General features: G+C 37.5%; 20 protein-coding genes. 17 read left to right on the top strand and 3 right to left on the bottom strand.

Annotation, left to right across the window (positions count from 1 at the left end; genetic code table 11):
* The first annotated feature begins 3 nt into the window (after positions 1–3).
* The 6 genes from BN1208_RS04545 to BN1208_RS04520 are packed head-to-tail and all read left to right on the top strand — an operon-like array spanning position 4 to position 4,524.
* Positions 4–966: an NAD-dependent epimerase/dehydratase family protein gene (locus tag BN1208_RS04545; RefSeq protein ID WP_046488290.1), complete on the top strand. Its 963-nt coding sequence runs from the start codon at positions 4–6 to the stop codon at positions 964–966.
* 21 nt (positions 967–987) lie between these two features.
* On the top strand, positions 988–1,971 hold the full coding sequence (locus BN1208_RS04540; protein WP_046488289.1) for a GHMP family kinase ATP-binding protein: 984 nt from the start codon (positions 988–990) through the stop codon (positions 1,969–1,971).
* Between the two features lies 1 nt (position 1,972).
* Positions 1,973–2,674, top strand: coding sequence for a nucleotidyltransferase family protein (locus tag BN1208_RS04535; RefSeq protein WP_046488287.1), 702 nt, complete (start codon positions 1,973–1,975; stop codon positions 2,672–2,674).
* A 4-nt stretch (positions 2,675–2,678) separates the two neighbouring features.
* Positions 2,679–3,278, top strand: coding sequence for an SIS domain-containing protein (locus BN1208_RS04530; RefSeq protein ID WP_046488285.1), 600 nt, complete (start codon positions 2,679–2,681; stop codon positions 3,276–3,278).
* A complete protein-coding gene (locus BN1208_RS04525) occupies positions 3,279–3,806 on the top strand; it encodes a D-glycero-alpha-D-manno-heptose-1,7-bisphosphate 7-phosphatase (protein WP_046488284.1) in 528 nt (175 codons plus the stop codon).
* Between the two features lies 1 nt (position 3,807).
* Positions 3,808–4,524 carry a transaldolase gene (locus BN1208_RS04520; protein WP_046488282.1) on the top strand — a complete coding sequence of 239 codons (717 nt, stop codon included), beginning with the start codon at positions 3,808–3,810 and terminating at the stop codon, positions 4,522–4,524.
* Here the strand turns inward: BN1208_RS04520 and BN1208_RS04515 are convergent.
* Both BN1208_RS04515 and trhO read right to left on the bottom strand, forming a co-directional pair.
* Positions 4,521–5,789 carry an O-antigen ligase family protein gene (locus BN1208_RS04515; protein ID WP_046488280.1) on the bottom strand — a complete coding sequence of 423 codons (1,269 nt, stop codon included), beginning with the start codon at positions 5,787–5,789 and terminating at the stop codon, positions 4,521–4,523. The genes BN1208_RS04520 and BN1208_RS04515 overlap by 4 nt on opposite strands.
* Positions 5,790–5,841: 52 nt before the next feature.
* Positions 5,842–6,774 carry an oxygen-dependent tRNA uridine(34) hydroxylase TrhO gene (gene trhO / locus BN1208_RS04510; protein ID WP_046488278.1) on the bottom strand — a complete coding sequence of 311 codons (933 nt, stop codon included), beginning with the start codon at positions 6,772–6,774 and terminating at the stop codon, positions 5,842–5,844.
* 84 nt (positions 6,775–6,858) lie between these two features.
* Here trhO and ndk point away from each other — a divergent pair, with 84 nt between their 5' ends.
* Genes ndk through der form a run of 9 tightly spaced genes read left to right on the top strand, consistent with a single transcriptional unit; the run spans position 6,859 to position 15,812 of the window.
* Positions 6,859–7,263: a nucleoside-diphosphate kinase gene (gene ndk, locus BN1208_RS04505; protein ID WP_046488276.1), complete on the top strand. Its 405-nt coding sequence runs from the start codon at positions 6,859–6,861 to the stop codon at positions 7,261–7,263.
* Positions 7,264–7,270: 7 nt separating this feature from the next.
* Complete coding sequence (rlmN, locus tag BN1208_RS04500; protein ID WP_046488274.1) at positions 7,271–8,365, top strand: dual-specificity RNA methyltransferase RlmN; 1,095 nt, start codon at positions 7,271–7,273, stop codon at positions 8,363–8,365.
* Between the two features lie 26 nt (positions 8,366–8,391).
* Entirely contained in the window at positions 8,392–9,618 is a 1,227-nt protein-coding gene (gene ispG, locus BN1208_RS04495) for a flavodoxin-dependent (E)-4-hydroxy-3-methylbut-2-enyl-diphosphate synthase (protein ID WP_082092838.1), read from the top strand.
* 5 nt (positions 9,619–9,623) lie between these two features.
* Complete coding sequence (gene hisS, locus BN1208_RS04490) at positions 9,624–10,889, top strand: histidine--tRNA ligase (protein WP_046488273.1); 1,266 nt, start codon at positions 9,624–9,626, stop codon at positions 10,887–10,889.
* A complete protein-coding gene (locus BN1208_RS04485) occupies positions 10,886–11,704 on the top strand; it encodes an ABC transporter ATP-binding protein (RefSeq protein ID WP_052734638.1) in 819 nt (272 codons plus the stop codon). The genes hisS and BN1208_RS04485 overlap by 4 nt, the downstream gene beginning before the upstream one ends.
* 16 nt (positions 11,705–11,720) lie before the next feature.
* The gene (locus BN1208_RS04480; RefSeq protein WP_052734637.1) at positions 11,721–12,545 is read left to right on the top strand and encodes an ATP-binding cassette domain-containing protein; all 825 of its coding nucleotides are present in this window, start codon (positions 11,721–11,723) and stop codon (positions 12,543–12,545) included.
* A 25-nt stretch (positions 12,546–12,570) separates the two neighbouring features.
* Positions 12,571–13,197, top strand: a complete 627-nt coding sequence (locus BN1208_RS04475) for a YfgM family protein (protein ID WP_046488271.1) — start codon at positions 12,571–12,573, stop codon at positions 13,195–13,197.
* 3 nt (positions 13,198–13,200) lie between these two features.
* Positions 13,201–14,379, top strand: a complete 1,179-nt coding sequence (gene bamB / locus BN1208_RS04470; RefSeq protein WP_046488269.1) for an outer membrane protein assembly factor BamB — start codon at positions 13,201–13,203, stop codon at positions 14,377–14,379.
* Between the two features lie 2 nt (positions 14,380–14,381).
* Entirely contained in the window at positions 14,382–15,812 is a 1,431-nt protein-coding gene (gene der, locus BN1208_RS04465; RefSeq protein WP_046488267.1) for a ribosome biogenesis GTPase Der, read from the top strand.
* Here der and BN1208_RS04460 read toward each other — a convergent pair.
* Positions 15,809–16,609 (bottom strand): outer membrane protein assembly factor BamD, encoded by an 801-nt coding sequence (locus BN1208_RS04460; protein WP_046488265.1) that lies wholly within the window; start codon positions 16,607–16,609, stop codon positions 15,809–15,811. The two genes, der and BN1208_RS04460, sit on opposite strands and share 4 nt — an antisense overlap.
* Positions 16,610–16,651: 42 nt before the next feature.
* Between BN1208_RS04460 and rluD the strand changes: the two genes are divergently transcribed.
* Complete coding sequence (rluD, locus tag BN1208_RS04455) at positions 16,652–17,698, top strand: 23S rRNA pseudouridine(1911/1915/1917) synthase RluD (protein ID WP_046488263.1); 1,047 nt, start codon at positions 16,652–16,654, stop codon at positions 17,696–17,698.
* On the top strand, positions 17,691–18,425 hold the full coding sequence (pgeF, locus tag BN1208_RS04450; protein WP_046489293.1) for a peptidoglycan editing factor PgeF: 735 nt from the start codon (positions 17,691–17,693) through the stop codon (positions 18,423–18,425). Before rluD ends, pgeF begins: the two co-directional genes overlap by 8 nt.
* Positions 18,426–18,444 lie beyond the last annotated feature (19 nt).

Genomic DNA, 18,444 nt, shown 5'->3' with positions numbered 1-18,444 from the left:
ATATTGAAATATTTAGTGATTGGTGGAGCAGGTTTTATAGGAAGTTATATCGTTGACCATCTCTTATCAAATACAAAAACTTCTGAAGTGGCTGTTTACGATAATTTTTCCTCAGGAAAGCTATGGCACTTAAAAGATCATCAAAATGACAAAAGGCTTCATATCTTTGAAAATGATATTTATGACGATGAAATCTTTAAAGCCTGCAAAGACAAAGATGTAGTGTTTTTGCTTGCCGCCAATCCTGATATCTCCAAAGCAGTAGAAGAGCCTGATATTGATTTTAAACAAGGCACTGTTTTAACTCAGATTGTTCTTGAGGGGATGAGAAAAGCTGGGGCTAAGAATTTAATTTACTCTTCAGGTTCTGGAGTATATGGAGATATTGGCGATAAAGTTGTGTATGAGGATTATGGTCCAATGGAGCCTATATCAACTTATGGTGCAAGTAAGCTAGCTTGTGAAGCCTTAATTTCAAGTTATTGCCACATGTTCGATTTTAGAGCATGTGTTTTTAGGTTTGGTAACGTTATTGGTGGCCGTCAAACACATGGTGTTGCATATGATTTTATTAAACGATTGAAAAACAATTCTTCCGAGTTATCAATATTGGGCGATGGTAGTCAAAGCAAACCCTATATTCACGTTTCTGACGTAATTAAAGCCTTAGATATTGCTTTTTATAAACAGAGTAAGATCTTCGATGTTTATAATGTGGCTCCAGATAGCTATATCACAGTCACCGAAATTGCAAACATTGTTATCCAGCAAATGGGTGGCAATTATCAAAAATGTAATTTTAATTATTCTGGTGGCAAAAGGGGCTGGAAAGGTGACGTGCCTGTTGTTAGAATGAATTCAGACAAAATAAAATCTTTAGGCTGGTTGCCATCTTACACATCAAAAGAAGCTATTAATTTTTCTGTTAGTGAGTTAATTAAAAATGCAGAGTTCTTATTTGCATAATTTTAGATAAAGAAGGGTTATATGATTATTGCCAGAAGTCCTTTAAGAATATCGCTAGGCGGCGGCGGTACAGATTTACCTTCTTATTATAAGCAACATGAGGGTTTTTTAGTTTCTGCTGCAATTGATAAGTATATTTATGTAGCTATTAATAAGCCTTTTAATAAAGGTGGTATTTTTAGATATTCTTCTATGGAAAATTCTCAGGATGTTGACTCAATTAAACATCCCATTATTCGAGAAGCTTTAAAATTATTTGACGAAAAGAATTTGCAAATTGAAATAAGCTCAATGGCAGATATTCCAGCTGGCACTGGACTTGGCTCTTCTGGCAGCTTTACTACAGCGTTATTAAAAGCCTTATATGTCTATAACAGAAGATATCTTTCTCAACAGGACTTAGCAGAATTAGCATGTTTTATTGAAATAGAAAAGCTTAGAGAGCCTATAGGCAAGCAAGACCAATATATTGCTTCGGTAGGCGGAATTTCAAGCTTTGCTTTTCATAAGGATGATACTGTTACTTATTCAGCATTAAATTTATCTAGTAAAACTTTATATCAATTAGAAGACAATTTACTTCTTTTTTTCACTGGCTTTTCAAGAAGCGCTAGTGAGATATTAAAAGATCAAAAGATTCGATCAGATAATAATGAAGATGAGATCTTGAATAACCTTCATTACACCAAAGATATTGGCTATAAAAGTAAAAAAGCGCTGGAAGAGGGAGATTTAATTTCTTTTGGTGAATTAATGCATGAGCATTGGCAGCATAAAAAAAATAGATCATCCAGTATGAGCAATGAAAAAATTAACGAATGGTATGAATTAGCACTTACAAATGGAGCAATTGGGGGGAAAGTTGTTGGAGCGGGTGGAGGGGGTTTCTTAATGTTTATGGCAAAAGATCCAGAAAAATTAAGGCAAGCCATGGGTAAAGAAGGTCTGGAAGAGGTTCGCTTCAGGTTTGATTTTGAAGGTACTAAGATAGTACTGTCATCTTAAATTGTATTCTGTAGCTATACTTGCTGGAGGGTTGGCCACGCGTCTCGGAGAGGTTACAAAAAAACTGCCTAAATCTTTGCTAGAGATTTCAGGAAAACCTTTTATCTTTCATCAATTAGATATTTTAAAATCCCAAGGCGTTAAAAATGTAGTTCTATGTGTAGGTCATTTAGGAGAAATGATTGAGTCTGCTGTTGGCGATGGGCGCAATTTTAATTTAAGTATCAAATACTCATATGACGGCGATAAGCAATTAGGAACCGGGGGCTCCATATCAAAAGCATTGCATTTGCTCGATCCAAATTTTTTTGTTTTATATGGAGATTCATTATTACCTATCAATTTTGAAAAAGTACAAAAAGCTTACGATGCAAAGAAATTAGGGCTTATGACGATTATTAAAAATGATAACGCATGGGACTTAAGTAATGTTTTATATCTTGATGGTAAATTGATTGAGTATAATAAAAGAAACCCTAAGCCCAATATGAAATATATCGATTACGGATTATCTATTTTAAATAAAAGTGCTTTTAATTATTTCATAAATGAACAGATCTTTGATCTTTCTGATCTCTTTGCTTTATTGTCTTCTAGAAGTGAATTAAGTGCATTTGAGGTTTATGAAAGGTTTTATGAAATTGGCTCACAAAAAGGTATACAAGAAACTGAAGATTATTTAAATAATTTTAAATTAGGATGATTTTATGAATTACGCTGAATCTCATTTGAAAGAAGCCATAGAAATAATTAATCAGATTGACACTGACTCGATAGAAAAAGTTGTTAATCTTTTGCAGACGGTTAAAGCAACAGGTGGAAGAATTTTTTTTCTTGGGGTAGGGGGTAGCGCTGGCAATTGCTCTCATGCTGTAAATGATTTTCGTAAAATTGTTGAAATTGAGTCTTATGCCCCAACCGACAATGTTTCAGAGCTGACTGCTCGCACAAATGATGAGGGCTGGCCTACTGTTTTTGAGTCATGGCTTAAGATAAGTAAGCTTAATTCTAAGGATCTAATTTTTATCTTTTCGGTTGGGGGAGGTAGTTTAGAAAAAAATATAAGCCCAAATCTTGTTTTGGCTCTTCAGTACGCCAAAGAGGTTGGCTCTAAAATTACTGGCGTAGTTGGAAGAGATGGTGGATATACAGCACAAGTCGCAGATGCATGCGTCATTATACCTACTGTTAATCCAGAAAATATCACGCCACATACTGAGGCTTTTCAGGCGGTAGTATGGCACCTTATCGTTTCGCATCCTAAGCTAAAGGTAAATCAGACAAAATGGGAATCGTCAAAGAAATAGATGAATAAGGCAATTTTTCTTGATCGTGACGGTGTAATTAATCACCCAAGAATTATTGATGGCAAGCCTTACCCTCCATTGTCATTAGATGATTTTAAAATTATTGATGGAGTGGAAAAAGCTCTTAATCTTCTTCATGACGTCGGATATTATTTAATTGTTGTAACTAATCAACCAGATGTGGCACGAGGAGATATTTCCAAGGATAAAGTTGAGTTAATTCATAGCTTCCTAAAGTCTAACTTTCCAATTGATGAAATAAAGTCCTGCTACCATGACGACTCAGATCATTGCGAATGCAGAAAGCCCAATCCTGGTAACATATTAAAAGCAGCTGAAAAATATAATATTGATTTAAAAAATAGCTACATGATTGGTGACCGCTGGAGGGATATTGAAGCTGGTATATCTGCAGGATGTAAAACAATTTTCATTGACTACAGTTACAAAGAAAAGCAACCCGTAACCTATGGTTATAAAGCTTCAGATCTTCTTGAGGCTGCTGAATTTATATTAGGCGATATTTAATATGGAAAAAATTAACAATTTAAATGTGAAAATATTTGCCGATGGAGCAGATAAAAGTAAGATGCTTGAAATGTATAGCAAGCCTTTTATTAAAGGACTTACTACAAATCCGACACTTATGAATAAAGCAGGAATAAAGGATTACAAAGCTTTTTGTCTTGATATATTGTCTGAAATAAAAGACAAACCAATTTCATTTGAAGTTTTCTCCGATGATTTTGATGACATGGAGAGACAGGCTCTTGAAATCGCAAGCTGGGGAAGCAATGTTTATGTGAAAATACCTATCATGAATACAAAAAGGATACCTTCATACTCCTCAGTAAAAAAACTATCTGAAGAGAAAGTTAAATTAAATATCACGGCTTTAATGACATTAAACCAAGTTGAAGAGATTTCTAAAGTTTTAAATCCCAAGGTGCCAAGTTATGTTTCTATCTTTGCCGGAAGAATTGCTGATACTGGTGTAGACCCTATCCCCTTAATGATGAAATCTTTAAGTATTTTAAAAACATTACCTCTAACTGAACTTATCTGGGCCAGTCCAAGAGAACTTTTAAATATATTTCAAGCGGATCAAATTGGCTGTCATATTATTACAGTGACACAAGATATTCTTAAAAAACTCGATATGATCGACTATGATTTAAATGAGTACTCTCTAGATACTGTAAAGATGTTTTTTAATGATGCTGTGGTTGCTGGATACAAGCTCTAATTTTTTTTAGCTATGAGGTAAAGACTTAAAAAGAAAAGAGCAAGCAGTGCATTTTCATGCTGAAATGATGTATTAAAAATTCCATTTAAAAAAATCGACATCCAAGCAGATAGAGCGCCTGACCATAAATAGATTAATTCTCTCGATTTTTTAATACGTTTATAATCACTAATAAGCTCCCTTAGCCAAAAAATCATCATTATTAGGACTGCAGAAAGTCCCAATAATCCTCTTTCAACCCATGCAGTTAGATAAAGGCTATGACTGTGTTTTGATAAAAAATAATCTTCGCTATTAAAGATTTTTCCTTTAGCCTCCACATGATTTTGTATCATTTGAGGTGTGAGTTTGCTCCAATTTTTATTACCAATACCTAATAGTGGATTAAATTGAGATGCCTCAAGAGCAACCCTCCATACTCGCGTTCTTTCCCCCAGCAATTTCTGAGGCAGCGTATAGTTTTTTGAGTATTCGTTTTTCATATCGTCTCTGAATGTAGTCATAGTTCTTTTGACTATATTGCTGTTAATTAAAAATAAAAAACAAACGAAGGTTATGAGAGATAAAAAAGCATATATTTTTATTTTGTTGGTATTTAGAAGTGTTGTAATAAGAATTGCTATAGTTAAAAAAGAAACTGCAGCGGCAATCCTGCTAGCTTGAATAGCTATTGCTATTAAGAATAGCATTGTAATAATAAAAAGTGCTGTGCATTTAAAATGCTTGAGATTGTAAGACTTTAAGGATAAAAACATCCCAGTGGATGCACCTATAATAGTCGTGAGATAAATTGCTGAATGATTGACATGGCCAACTGAATGAAGCTCTAAAAGTCTTCTTGCATGGCTTATATTCAATTCATACCAAGCAAAAATTAAGGCTAAAAATGCTGAGCATATACTCATTAAAAATAATGAAAGAATCTGATTTTTTTGATAGTTTGCTCTAGACATCACCCAGCCAAATGAAATTATAAATAAAATCGTTCTAAAACCATCCCATTCATCCCCATTATGAATGCCAGAAAAAATAGCACTCAAGAGAGAGGATGTTATGAATAATAAAAAAATCCAATCCCAAGCTGACCATGATGGTTTTTTATTTATTTGAAATTGATTCCATAGAGCTATCAAAATAAAGCCTGCTAAGAAAATATTTTTTGGGGCTTCTAGACTTGGAAGGGCGAGTATAAAAAGACTTAAAAAAAGTAATTCAAGTATTTTTAAAGGTTTTTCTTGAAACAATTGTTGGACATACATTTTCATAGTATTAGTCTCAATTTAAGGGGGGGCCTGAAACGAGAAGGTGGTTAGGTAATTAAACAAGTTTTTTACCTATATGCTCTTCTCCGCGCTTTTTAGCTAAAATTACTTGTCGTTGACGCTCAGTTAGGCTCTTTAACTTTTCTGGGGTGTGTGTATTAAAGCAATGAGGGCAGGAGATACCAGGCGTGTATTTATCACTCTTCATATCGTCATGAGATAGCGGATAACGACAGGCATAGCATTGATCGTAATCGCCCACTTCAAGTCCATGTTTAATAGCGACACGTTGATCAAATACAAAGCATTCGCCTTGCCATAAACTCTCATCAGGCTTCACTTCTTCTAAGTATTTTAGAATGCCACCTTCTAAGTGATACACTTCATCAAAACCTTCACTCATCATGAAGGAGGAGGCTTTTTCACAACGAATGCCGCCAGTACAAAACATAGCGACCTTCTTATATTTCTTAAGATCAAAATGTGTTCTCACGTATTCAGGAAATTCTCGGAAGGAATTGGTTTTTGGATTAATCGCATTTCTAAAAGACCCAATCGCATATTCATAATCATTGCGTGTATCAATCAATACTACTTCCGGATCTGAAATAATCTTATTCCAATCTTGAGGCTTGACATATTTCCCCACCACTTTAGTAGGTGATACACCCGGAACCCCTAAAGTCACAATTTCTTTTTTAAGCTTCACCTTCATGCGATAGAAGGGATGTTTATCCGACCAAGATTCTTTATGGCTTAAGTTTTTGAAGTGACCTTCAAAAAGTGGATCTGTTTTTAAATAGTCGAGCAATTCGATGGTTGATTTTTCAGAGCCGGCGACGGTGCCGTTGATACCCTCATCAGCTAAAAGAAGGGTGCCTTTGATGTTTTTAGATATGCAGAAATTGAGAAGTGGCTCTCTTAACGTTTTAAAGTGAGGAAGGCTTACAAAATAGTACATCGCAGTTGTTAAATAGGTGCGTTGCATGAGCTTTGTTCTTTATTAAAACCTCTAAAAATGTTATTTTAACAGTCTTTTCAACGATGTTAAATCTTACGGAGTACATTACAAATGGCAATTGAACAAACCTTATCGATTATTAAACCTGATGCAGTTAAAAAAAATGTGATTGGTCAAATCTATTCACGTTTTGAGAATGCAGGCTTAAAAATTATTAAAGCTAAAATGACACATTTATCTCAAGCTGAAGCAGAAGGCTTTTATGCTGTGCACAAAGATCGCCCTTTCTTTAAAGATTTAGTAGGTTTTATGATTTCTGGCCCTGTCATGATCCAAGCTTTAGAAGGGGAGAATGCTGTTTTAAAACACCGTGATTTAATGGGTGCTACTAATCCTAAAGAAGCAGCGCCCGGAACCATTCGTGCTGACTTTGCGGAAAGTATTGATGCGAATGCTGTGCACGGATCTGATTCGTTAGATAACGCAAAAATCGAAATCAAATACTTCTTCGGTTAATTTTTAAATGACTAACTTGCTCGATTTAGACTACGAGCACCTCGTTTCATATATTGAAACGTTCGGTGAAAAGCCTTATCGAGCCAAGCAGTTGATGCATTGGATTTATCAAGAAAGTCTCATTGATTTCAATGAGATGACTGATATTTCTAAAGTATTTTGTGATGTATTAAAAGACAAAACCACCATTGAATTTCCATCCGTTATGAGTGACGCGATGTCGGATGATGGGACACGTAAATGGCTATTCGATGTGGGTGGCAATAATGGTATCGAAACCGTTTTTATTCCCGAAGATGATCGAGGTACTTTATGTATTTCGTCTCAAGTCGGATGCGCGCTTGAATGTACATTCTGTTCCACAGGTCGACAAGGGTTTAATCGCAATTTAACGACTGCTGAAATTATTGGGCAACTATGGTTAGCTAATTTTTATGTTCGCCAACAAGACGGTTATAACGCATTAGCGAACTCAGAACGCATTATTAGTAATGTGGTCATGATGGGTATGGGGGAACCTTTAGCTAATTATGATAATGTGGTGAGTGCCATGAAACTCATGTTAGACGATAGGGCTTATGGTTTAAGCCGCCGCCGTGTCACACTCTCTACCAGTGGGCTAGTCAACGCCATGGATCGCTTAAAAGAAGATTGTCCTGTGGCGTTGGCCGTATCGCTTCATGCATCGAATGATAAATTAAGGGACGAAATTGTACCTATTAATAAAAAATTTCCTATAAAAGAACTTATGGCAGGGTGTCAGCGTTATTTAGAAAAAGCACCCAGAGATTTTGTGACGTTCGAATATGTCATGTTAGATGGTATTAATGATTCGATAGAAGATGCCAAAGCTTTACTTCAAATCGTCAAAGATGTGCCATGTAAATTTAATTTAATCCCATTTAATCCATTCCCCAATAGCGGATATAAGTGTTCATCTTACGAGCAAATTCGTAAATTTAAAGAAGTCCTTATGAATCAAGATTATATTGTGACGGTCAGAAAAACTAGAGGGGACGATATTGATGCCGCTTGTGGGCAGCTCGCAGGGCAGGTGAAAGATAAGACCACAAGATCTCTAAAAAGAATGAATTTAACTTAATAAACTATTGATTTAATTGTATAAAAATGAATGAAATCTTAATTAAAAAACCGACTTATCAAGTGATGGTGGGGTCAGTTCCCGTCGGCGGGGGCTCGCCTATTGTGGTTCAATCCATGACTAATACCGATACGGCAGATATTCAAAAAACCGTAGAACAGGTTTTTGATTTATGGAAAGCCGGTTCTGAAATTGTCAGAGTCACAGTGAATAATGAAGCTTCTGCAGACGCCATTCCAAAGATTGTCGAAGAGCTAAAACAAAGAAATTGTCATGTGCCGATCGTAGGCGATTTTCATTTTAATGGGCACAAATTATTACAAGCCTACCCTGAGTGCGCAAAACTCCTCGCCAAATACCGTATTAATCCTGGCAATGTAGGTAAGGGCAGTCGTCGTGATGAACAGTTTGAAGCGATGATCAGTATTGCTAAAACCTATGATAAACCGGTACGCATTGGGGTCAATTGGGGAAGTTTAGATCAAGCTAAATTAGCGATGATGATGGATGAGAATGCGAAATTAAAGAATCCATTGTCTAGCGATGCGCTCATGCGGGAAGCTTTAATTCAATCCGCTTTAGAAAGTGCAGAGCAAGCCGTCTCTTGGGGGTTACCAAAAAATAAAATTGTGATCTCTTGTAAAGTGAGTGTTGTTCAAGATTTAATCCTTATTTATCATGAGCTTGCGAAAAGAACTTCATACCCACTCCACCTTGGTTTAACCGAAGCTGGAATGGGTTCGAAAGGCATTGTAGCCTCCACCGCTGCTTTAGCTATTCTTTTACAACAAGGTATCGGCGACACCATTCGCGTATCTTTAACACCCATATCCAATGAACCCAGAACAAATGAAGTCGTGGTCGCGCAAGAAATTTTACAAACCATGGGGATTCGCTCTTTCACACCTTTAGTGACTGCATGTCCTGGATGCGGCCGAACGACGTCGACTTATTTTCAAGAGTTAGCACTCGAGATTCAAACTTTTTTACGTGATTCGATGCCACAATGGAAAGATCAATTTCCAGGTGTTGAAGATATGTCAGTCGCTGTAATGGGATGTGTCGTCAATGGCCCTGGAGAATCGAAGCTCGCCAATATTGGTATTAGTCTTCCTGGTACAGGTGAAATTCCAGTAGCCCCTGTATTTGTAGATGGTGAAAAGACGGTCACTTTAAAGGGTGACAATATTGCAAAAGAATTTAAAGCCATTGTCATGAGCTATGTAGAATCGCACTATTCAAAGTTAAAATAACAGCTATGCCTAAAAAATTACAAAGCATTAAAGGTTTTTATGATGTCTTACCCGATAAGACGCCACTTTGGTATTTTGTTGAGGACAAAATTCGTGAAGTATTAAATCTTTATGCTTACGAAAAAATCAATTTACCCATCGTTGAACCGACTTCATTATTTGTCGATAGTGTGGGAACTCATACTGATATTGTTGAAAAAGAAATGTATTCCTGGATTGACCCTTTAAATGAGGATCAACTCACACTCCGCCCTGAGGGCACAGCCGGATGTGTGAGAGCGGTCATTGAACATAACCTCACCTACAATGGCCCCATTCGTTTGTGGTATCAAGGTCCGATGTTCAGACACGAGAACGTACAAAAGGGCCGTCAACGCCAATTTAATCAGGTGGGTGTTGAGGCCTTTGGATTTAGTGATGCCAATATCGATGCTGAACAAATCTTATTATTGGCAAGACTCTGGAAAGCGCTCGATATTAAAGACGTTGAACTTCATATCAATTCCATAGGTGACCCTGAAGATCGATTGACCTATCGCACTGAACTCATTCGTTATTTTGAAACTCATCAAGACACTTTAGATGAAGACTCGAAACGTCGACTCCACCAAAACCCATTGCGGATTTTGGATAGTAAAAATCCTGCCATGCAAACCATGATTGAAGGGGCACCTAAATTATCCGAGTACTTAAATAGTGAGGCCAAAGCGCACTTTGACGCAGTGTGTGGCTATTTAGAAGAAGCAGGGATTTCTTTTAAATTACACCATCGCTTAGTCAGAGGTCTTGATTACTACAATCGCACTGTCTATGAGTGGGTGACGAACCGCTTGGGCAGCCAAGGCACTATTGCAGGGGGTGGCAGATACGATTATTTGATTGAGCGATTAGGTGGGGATAAAACACCTGCCTCAGGTTTTGGTATTGGGCTAGAACGCATCATCTTACTTTTAGAAGAGATGGGTGTTGTTCTCCAAAACGAACCCAATATTTATGTGGTGAATCTAGGTGAGACTGCTGAAAAGTATGCACTTAAGCTTTCTGAAACGCTTCGAAGTCACGGATTAAAAGTGGTATTAAATTCAGGCGGCAGTAGCTTTAAATCACAAATGAAACGCGCTGATAAAAGCGGTGCTGCATATGCAGTCATCTTAGGTGATGATGAAATGAAAGAGGGTGTAGCCCAAGTCAAATCCTTAAGAGTTGAAAACGTACAATCTAAAATTTCATTAGTTGAATTAGCGCAATTCTTGTTGAAACAAACATCATGAAAAAAATACTTGAAGTCAAACATTTAAAAGTGTCTCCCACAAATGAACCACGTAAAATTTTAGTGGATGATGTTTCATTTGATTTATATCCAGGTCGCACCACTTGCATTGTGGGCGAATCAGGTAGCGGTAAAAGTTTAACGGCACTCTCCATCATGAAACTTTTGTCCACGCAACTCAAACAAACTGGCGATATCTATTTTGAAGGAAAAAATATATCTCAATTATCTAATGTGGAGATGCGATCTTTTCGCGGTAAATCGATGGCGATGATTTTTCAAGAACCCATGACATCATTAAATCCGGTCTTAACCGTTGGAGATCAAATTAAAGAAGCACTCAGTGTGCATTTAAATTTAGATAACAATAGTTTAAATAAAAAAGTGCTATCTCTTTTTAAAGAGGTGGGCATCGCAGCAGATCGTATTTCAAGTTATCCCGATGAGCTGTCAGGTGGACAAAGGCAACGCATTATGATCGCGATGAGTATTGCGTGTGAACCCTTAATTTTAATCGCAGATGAACCGACGACCGCTTTGGATGTCACAGTGCAAGCACAAATTTTAAAACTTCTTCGAAACTTAAAAGAAAAAAGACACATGGCCATGCTTTTTATAACGCACGATTTTGGTGTAGTAGAAGAAATTGCAGATGATGTCATTGTCATGTATCAAGGCCACATGGTTGAAAAAGGAAGTGTCAAGGACGTGTTAAAAAAACCAAAACATGCTTATACAAAAGCTTTGCTGCAATGTGTGCCAGATGCCAAAGGGATAAAGAAATTAAAACCTATTCAACATCGCACATTCATTTAAGAGATAGATTTTAATCATGGCAAAAATTGTTAAAAATGAAGTGTTGTTAGAGGCTAAGGGTCTTTATAAAACCTATACGCAAACGTCTGGCTTTTTTGTAAAAAAACAAAGAGTCATCAAGGCACTCAATAATGTCAGTGTATCGATTAAAAAAGGAGAAACGCTAGCGATTGTAGGTGAATCAGGCAGTGGTAAGTCAACCTTGGCGCGTTGTCTGTTACAATTGCTGTCGCTTGATGAAGGAGAGCTTTTCTTTAAAGGTAAAAACCTCAACTCTTTAGATGTAAAGGATAAAAAATATCTTAAACGCCATATACAAATGGTATTTCAAGACCCTTATGCTTCACTCAATCCTCGCATGAAGATTAGTGAAATTTTAGAAGAAGGCTTATTAATTCATGATTTGGGTCATAAAATTGTGCGCGATAAAAAGATGCGCGACATGATTAAAAAAGTAGGGTTGGAAGTGTCTGATTTGAATAAATACCCGCATCAATTTTCAGGTGGGCAAAGACAAAGAATTGGTATTGCAAGAGCTTTAATTGTAGAACCCGAGCTCGTAATTTGTGATGAGCCTGTTTCGGCCCTTGATGTATCGATTCAAGCACAGATTTTATTATTACTTAAAGACTTACAAAAAGAATTAGGTTTGAGTTATCTATTCATTAGTCATGATTTAAGAGTGGTCCGACATATGGCAGATAACATTGCGGTGATGCATCAAGGGAAAATTGTAGAACAAGGTTCTATCAAAGGCATTTATGAAAAACCAAATGCGAATTACACGCGTGAACTCTTAAATGCAATTCCAGGTAATCATTTTAAATTTAAAGTCAGTTAATTTTTTTTAAAGGAAATAAAAAGCTATGGCACTCGATTTAGAAGAACAAGAACAGGTAGACGAACTTAAAGCGCTTTGGAAAAAATATGGCAACTACATCACGCGTGGTGTCATTGCATTTTTTGTTTTATATGGGCTTTATCAAGGATGGGGTTATTACCAAACCAAGCAATCATTAGCCGCTTCTGAACTTTATCAAAGCATTGTGGTGTTGGATGAAAAAAATACCAAAGAGATTATGCAAAAGTCTCAAAATCTAATTGATGATTTTGGTGGAACACCATACGCAGGTCGTGCTGCGATTTTATTTGCAAAAGCAAGTTATCTTGAAGGCTTAAAAGATAAAGCCAAAGAAAAATTGGAATGGGCATCGAGCCACGCAAAAGGATCAGCCACAGAGTCGATTGCCCTCATTCAATTAGGTCAAATATTAGTCGAAGAAAAAAAATATGAAGAGGCTTTAAAGAAAGCAAATAATGTCGATAATGAGGGTTATCTTGGTCTATCGAATGATCTAAAGGGTGATATTTTAAATGCGATGGGTAAAAAAGAAGAGGCTAAAAAAGCCTATCAAGAAGCATTGAAACGATTTGGACCTAAAGATCCTTATGCCAGATTCACACAAGAAAAATTAGAATCACTTGGGGTGTAAGGTTTGATTTTATTTCGTTATCTTCTTCTCGTATTTTTATCTATTGCGCTTTTAGCTTGTGGTCCTGTAAAAGATTTTACGGATCAAGTTTCACAGAGCATTGTAGGTCAAGACCCCATTGACCCTCCTGCAAGCCTTAAAGAATTCAAAGCTAAACTTAACCCTAAAATACTTTGGTCTGCAAAATTAGAAGGCACTGAATCATTTGAATTCTATCCTGGCATTATTGGAGAAGAAGCATACGCTGCATCATCCGATGGAAGTTTAGCTAAATTTGATTTAAAAAGCGGTAAATCTATCTGGAACATTAAAACCGGTGAAAAGTTATCAGGTGGCGTGGGTGTTGGGGTCAATGAAATTACAGTGGGCACATCCACAGGTGTACTAGTAGCTTATGATTTAAATGCCAAATTGCTTTGGAAGACAAGACTATCGAGTCAAATTTTAAGCACTCCCACTATCCATGAAGGTCTTGTGATTGTGAGAACATCAGACAATCTTATTCATGGCGTCAATGTTAAAGATGGTCTAAAAAAATGGACTTTCTCAAGAGTAGGCCCACCTTTGAGTTTAAGATCAAGTGTAGGGGTTGTGGCAAGTGACGGTGTCATCTATGCAGGATTTCCGGGGGGTAAATTAGCGGCTATTCGTGAAGACAATGGCTCGTTGATTTGGGAAATTAATGTGGCACAACCCAAAGGTGTGACAGAAATTGAACGTGCATCTGATATCACAAGTGTACCCGTCATTGATGGACTAACGATCTATACAGTCGCTTATCAAGGTAAAATTTCAGCAGTCGATCGCGTGAATGCACGAACGCTATGGAGTCGTGATATCTCAAGTTATACAGGCCTTAACATAGAGGGTGCGAGAATTTATGTAGCACATACCGGAGGTGCTCTTTACTCTCTAGCGATTGAATCTGGTAAAACCTACTGGCGTCAAGGTGATCTCTTAAACCGAAAACTCACGACTCCCCTAGGTATGGGCGATTACGTGGCTGTAGGGGACTTGGAAGGCTATGTTCATTTCTTAGATAAAGAAACCGGTGCTTTTTTAGGTCGCATTCAATTAGACGATGATTCTTTGCCTGTGATGCGACGTATGGTTGAATTTGAAACAGGTAAGTTCTTAGCGCAAACACGTAACGGCGGACTCTACGCCATCGCTATTCAATAATCATGTTACCCACCATAGCGCTTGTGGGCCGACCTAACGTCGGCAAATCCACTTTATTTAATCGTTTAACTAAATCTCGTGATGCGTTAGTGGCAGATCTTCCAGGCCTAACGCGCGATCGCCATTATGGACGAGGCTTAGGAGGTGATATGCCATACATTGTGATCGATACGGGTGGCTTCGAGCCCTTAATCGAAAAAGGCATTCAAAAGGAAATGGCAAAACAAACACTGCTTGCCATTGATGAAGCCGATATTGTTTTTTTTATTGTGGATGGACGTCAAGGTGTGACTCCTCATGATCGCGTCATTGCTGAACTATTACGTAAAATGAATCGTAATATTTATCTTCTTGTGAATAAAACAGAAGGCATGCAAAGAGGTATTGCGACAGCTGAATTTTTTGAACTAGGCTTAGGCGATCCCTCAGGTATTTCGTCAGCACATGGTGAAGGTGTGCGAGATATGATTCAGATAGCATTAGAGCCTTTTAAAAAAGAAGATATTGAAGTTAATGAGGTACGCCAAAAAATTCCAAAGATTGCGATTGTAGGCCGCCCTAATGTCGGCAAATCTACATTAGTCAATGCATTTTTAGGTGAAGATCGTGTGATTGCTTTTGATGAACCCGGTACAACGCGCGATTCTATTGAAATTGAAATTGAACGCAATGATAAAAATTACATACTTATTGATACAGCTGGCATTCGAAAGAAAGGCAGGGTCTTTGAAGCGATAGAAAAATTTTCTGTCATTAAAACATTACAAGCTATTGAAGAGGCGAATGTCGCGATTCTAGTCGTAGATGCGGAAGAGGGTATCACTGAACAAGATGCACACGTGGGCGCTTATATCTTGGAAGCAGGTCGTGCACTTGTGGTCGCTATTAATAAATGGGATCGATTAAAAGAAGATGAAAGAGACATTGTGAAACAAGATATACAACGTAAATTACAATTTTTAAAATTTGCTGAATTTCAATACGTATCAGCCTTAAAGAAAAAAGGACTCACTGAAATTTTAAAATCAGTCGACGAGGCTTATCGTGGTGCATTTATTAAAATGTCTACACCTAAATTAACACGTGCCCTTATAGATACATTACAACAGCATCAGCCACCTATCTCAAAAGGCATTCGTCCAAAATTACGTTATGCACATCAAGGCGGGTCCAATCCACCTGTGATTGTCATTCATGGGAATCATGTCAATGCCATTAAGGATAGCTATATGCGTTTTTTAGAGAGCGCATTTAGACAAGCATTTCAAATCATTGGTACACCGTTAAGGGTGCAATTTAAGCAAGGGGAAAATCCTTACCTGGATGAAGAAAAAAGGAAGCCTAAAGAGGGGGTTGTGTCGATGCGTCGTCGCAAGAATGCACTGCGTAAAAAACTCACAGATAAAAATAAACTAGAAGCTAAGAAACGCTAGTCTTTATCCCAGAATTTCCACCAATCTTGTTTTTTGGTATCCTTACCTTTAGAAAACATGAGGCTATTAGGATAATTTTGTTTTAGAATTCTTAAGTTATCTTCTTTCAAATCATCCATACCTAAATTGTCATAAGCGCTGATCATAATCACAAGCGCCTCCTCCACGAAACTAGAATCAGGATAGCTTTCAATGACATATTTAGCACGGTTTAATGCCGCGACATACGCTTTCACTTTCATATAATGACGGGCTATATGAAGTTCATGATCCGCCAATTTATTTTTTAAATAAATCATACGTTCCGTGGCATCTTTGCCATAACGCGTGTTGGGGTAAAGTGTCAGCAAGTCTTTAAAGGCAAGAAACGACTGCCTTAAAACTTTAGGATCACGATCACTGACATCCTGGAAAGTCGCTTTTTCGACTATGCCTCTTTCCTTAAAGTAAGCCACCCCTTTTAAGTAATAGGCATAATCGAGATTCGGATGATTGGGGTGTATTTTAATAAAACGCTCAATCGTTGAGACGCACTGAGCAGCATCTTGTTGCTTGTAGTAGGCATAAGCCATGTCAAGTTTTGCTTGAGCGCCGTATTTGCTATTAGGATAGCGCGACTCTAATTTTTTTAAATACTCGACAGATTTTTTATAATCTTTAGAGGCCATTCTTTCTGATGCTTTTTCATAAATGCGTTCAGCTGATAAGCCTTTGGTATCGTCAAGCTCAGTAGGTGGGCCAAAAATGGCACAAGATGCAAGAAAAAGCATCATAATAACGACTATACCAATACGCATACTAACCTTTAACTATAAAAATATACGAAGAATTATAGCATTATGAATGATGATGAAAGATTATTGATCGTCCCAGATAGTCACGCCGGCTTAAGGGTGGATGTGGCTTTGCAGCAACTTTTGCCTGAATTTTCACGCTCCAAATTGCAAGAATGGATTAAGGATGAATTCGTGCTGGTGAATCAATCTTATGTGTCGGTGAAACATAAAGTTTATGCAGGTGATGAAATTAAAGTAGTCGTTCAATCAAACCCAGAAAACAATGCATTTTTACCTGAAGCAATTCCGCTTCATATTATTTTTGAAGATGAGACATTGCTTGTGATCAATAAACCCGCCGGCATGGTCGTTCACCCTGCGATAGGTAATTGGTCTGGCACGCTACTGAATGCACTTCTGCATCATATGCCAGACATCGCACACATCCCCCGCTGTGGGATTGTTCATCGATTAGATAAGGAAACCAGTGGGCTTTTAGTGGTTGCTAAAACTTTAAATGCGCAAACACATTTAGTGCAACAACTTCAAGCAAGAACAGTAAAAAGAGAATATCGAGCGATCGTGTGGGGGCAGCTTTGGAAAAATGGCAAAGTGGATCAGCCTATTGGGAGGCATCCATCCATTCGCACTCGTATGGCTATTCATTTATCCGGTAGGCCAGCCGTTACGCATTATGAAATTTTAGAACGATTTGGCGTTCACACTTACTTAAGATGCAATCTTGAAACAGGTCGTACACATCAAATTCGTGTGCATATGCAATATTTAAAAGCACCTATAGTGGGTGACCCTGTCTATGGCTTAAAAAGTATCATGCCGATTAAATCCATGAGTGATGAATTACGTCAGCATGTCTTAAGTTTTAATCGTCAAGCACTTCATGCCATTCGCTTAGGACTGATTCATCCATTAAGTGGTGAAGCGATGGAATGGTCGATTGATTTACCAGATGATATGAAGGCTTTACTTGAAATCATTCGAGCTGAGCAATTAGGTATAACAGAACCTCTAGAAGATTTAAGTTTTGATGATTATCTTGATGAGGTAAGTGATGATATCGATGACGACATGCTGGAGGATGATGAGTAATTTTTTTATTCCCTATTGGCCAGTACCTCCGCATATTAAATCCATGCAAACCTTACGAACTGGCGGAAAAAGCGAAGGTAAATACAATAGTTTTAATTTAGCCACACATGTGAATGATGAAACAAATACTGTTCATTCAAATCGTGATCTACTCAATCAATATCTACCCACTTCACCATATTGGCTCAATCAAACGCATAGTGTTGATGTTTTAAAGTTACCATCACCCACGTTAAATGGAGATGCCTCTTATACGACAGAAAAAAATACGGTATGTGTTGTTCAAACAGCGGATTGTTTACCTTTATTAGTGACAAATATTAAGGGGACGATAGTGGCTTCTATTCATGCAGGGTGGCGTGGCCTTTTAAATGGCGTGATTGAAAATACCATTAAGAAGATGAATGTCTCACCCAATGAATTACTTGTATGGTTAGGGCCTGCAATCAGCCGACAGCATTTTGAAGTAGGCTTTGATGTAAAAAATAGTTTTTGCGAAAAACATAGCGAGGCTGAAAAAGCTTTTCATTTAATCTCAGATCAAAAATGGTTAGCAGATATTTATGCGCTTGCCAAAATAAGACTTCATGTATGTGGTATCAGCCAAATTTATGGGGGCAGTGTATCGGACAATTACTGCACTTTTGCAAATGAAGTCGATTACTTCTCATTTAGACGTGATGGCATCACTGGTAGGATGGCTTCCCTTATTTGGATTGACTCATAAAGACATCCAATCATTTCAA

Origin of the sequence: Candidatus Methylopumilus planktonicus (assembly GCF_000981505.1) — a bacterium.
Classification (GTDB): Bacteria; Pseudomonadota; Gammaproteobacteria; order Burkholderiales; family Methylophilaceae; genus Methylopumilus; species Methylopumilus planktonicus.
This window is presented reverse-complemented; position numbering and strand designations above follow the sequence as displayed.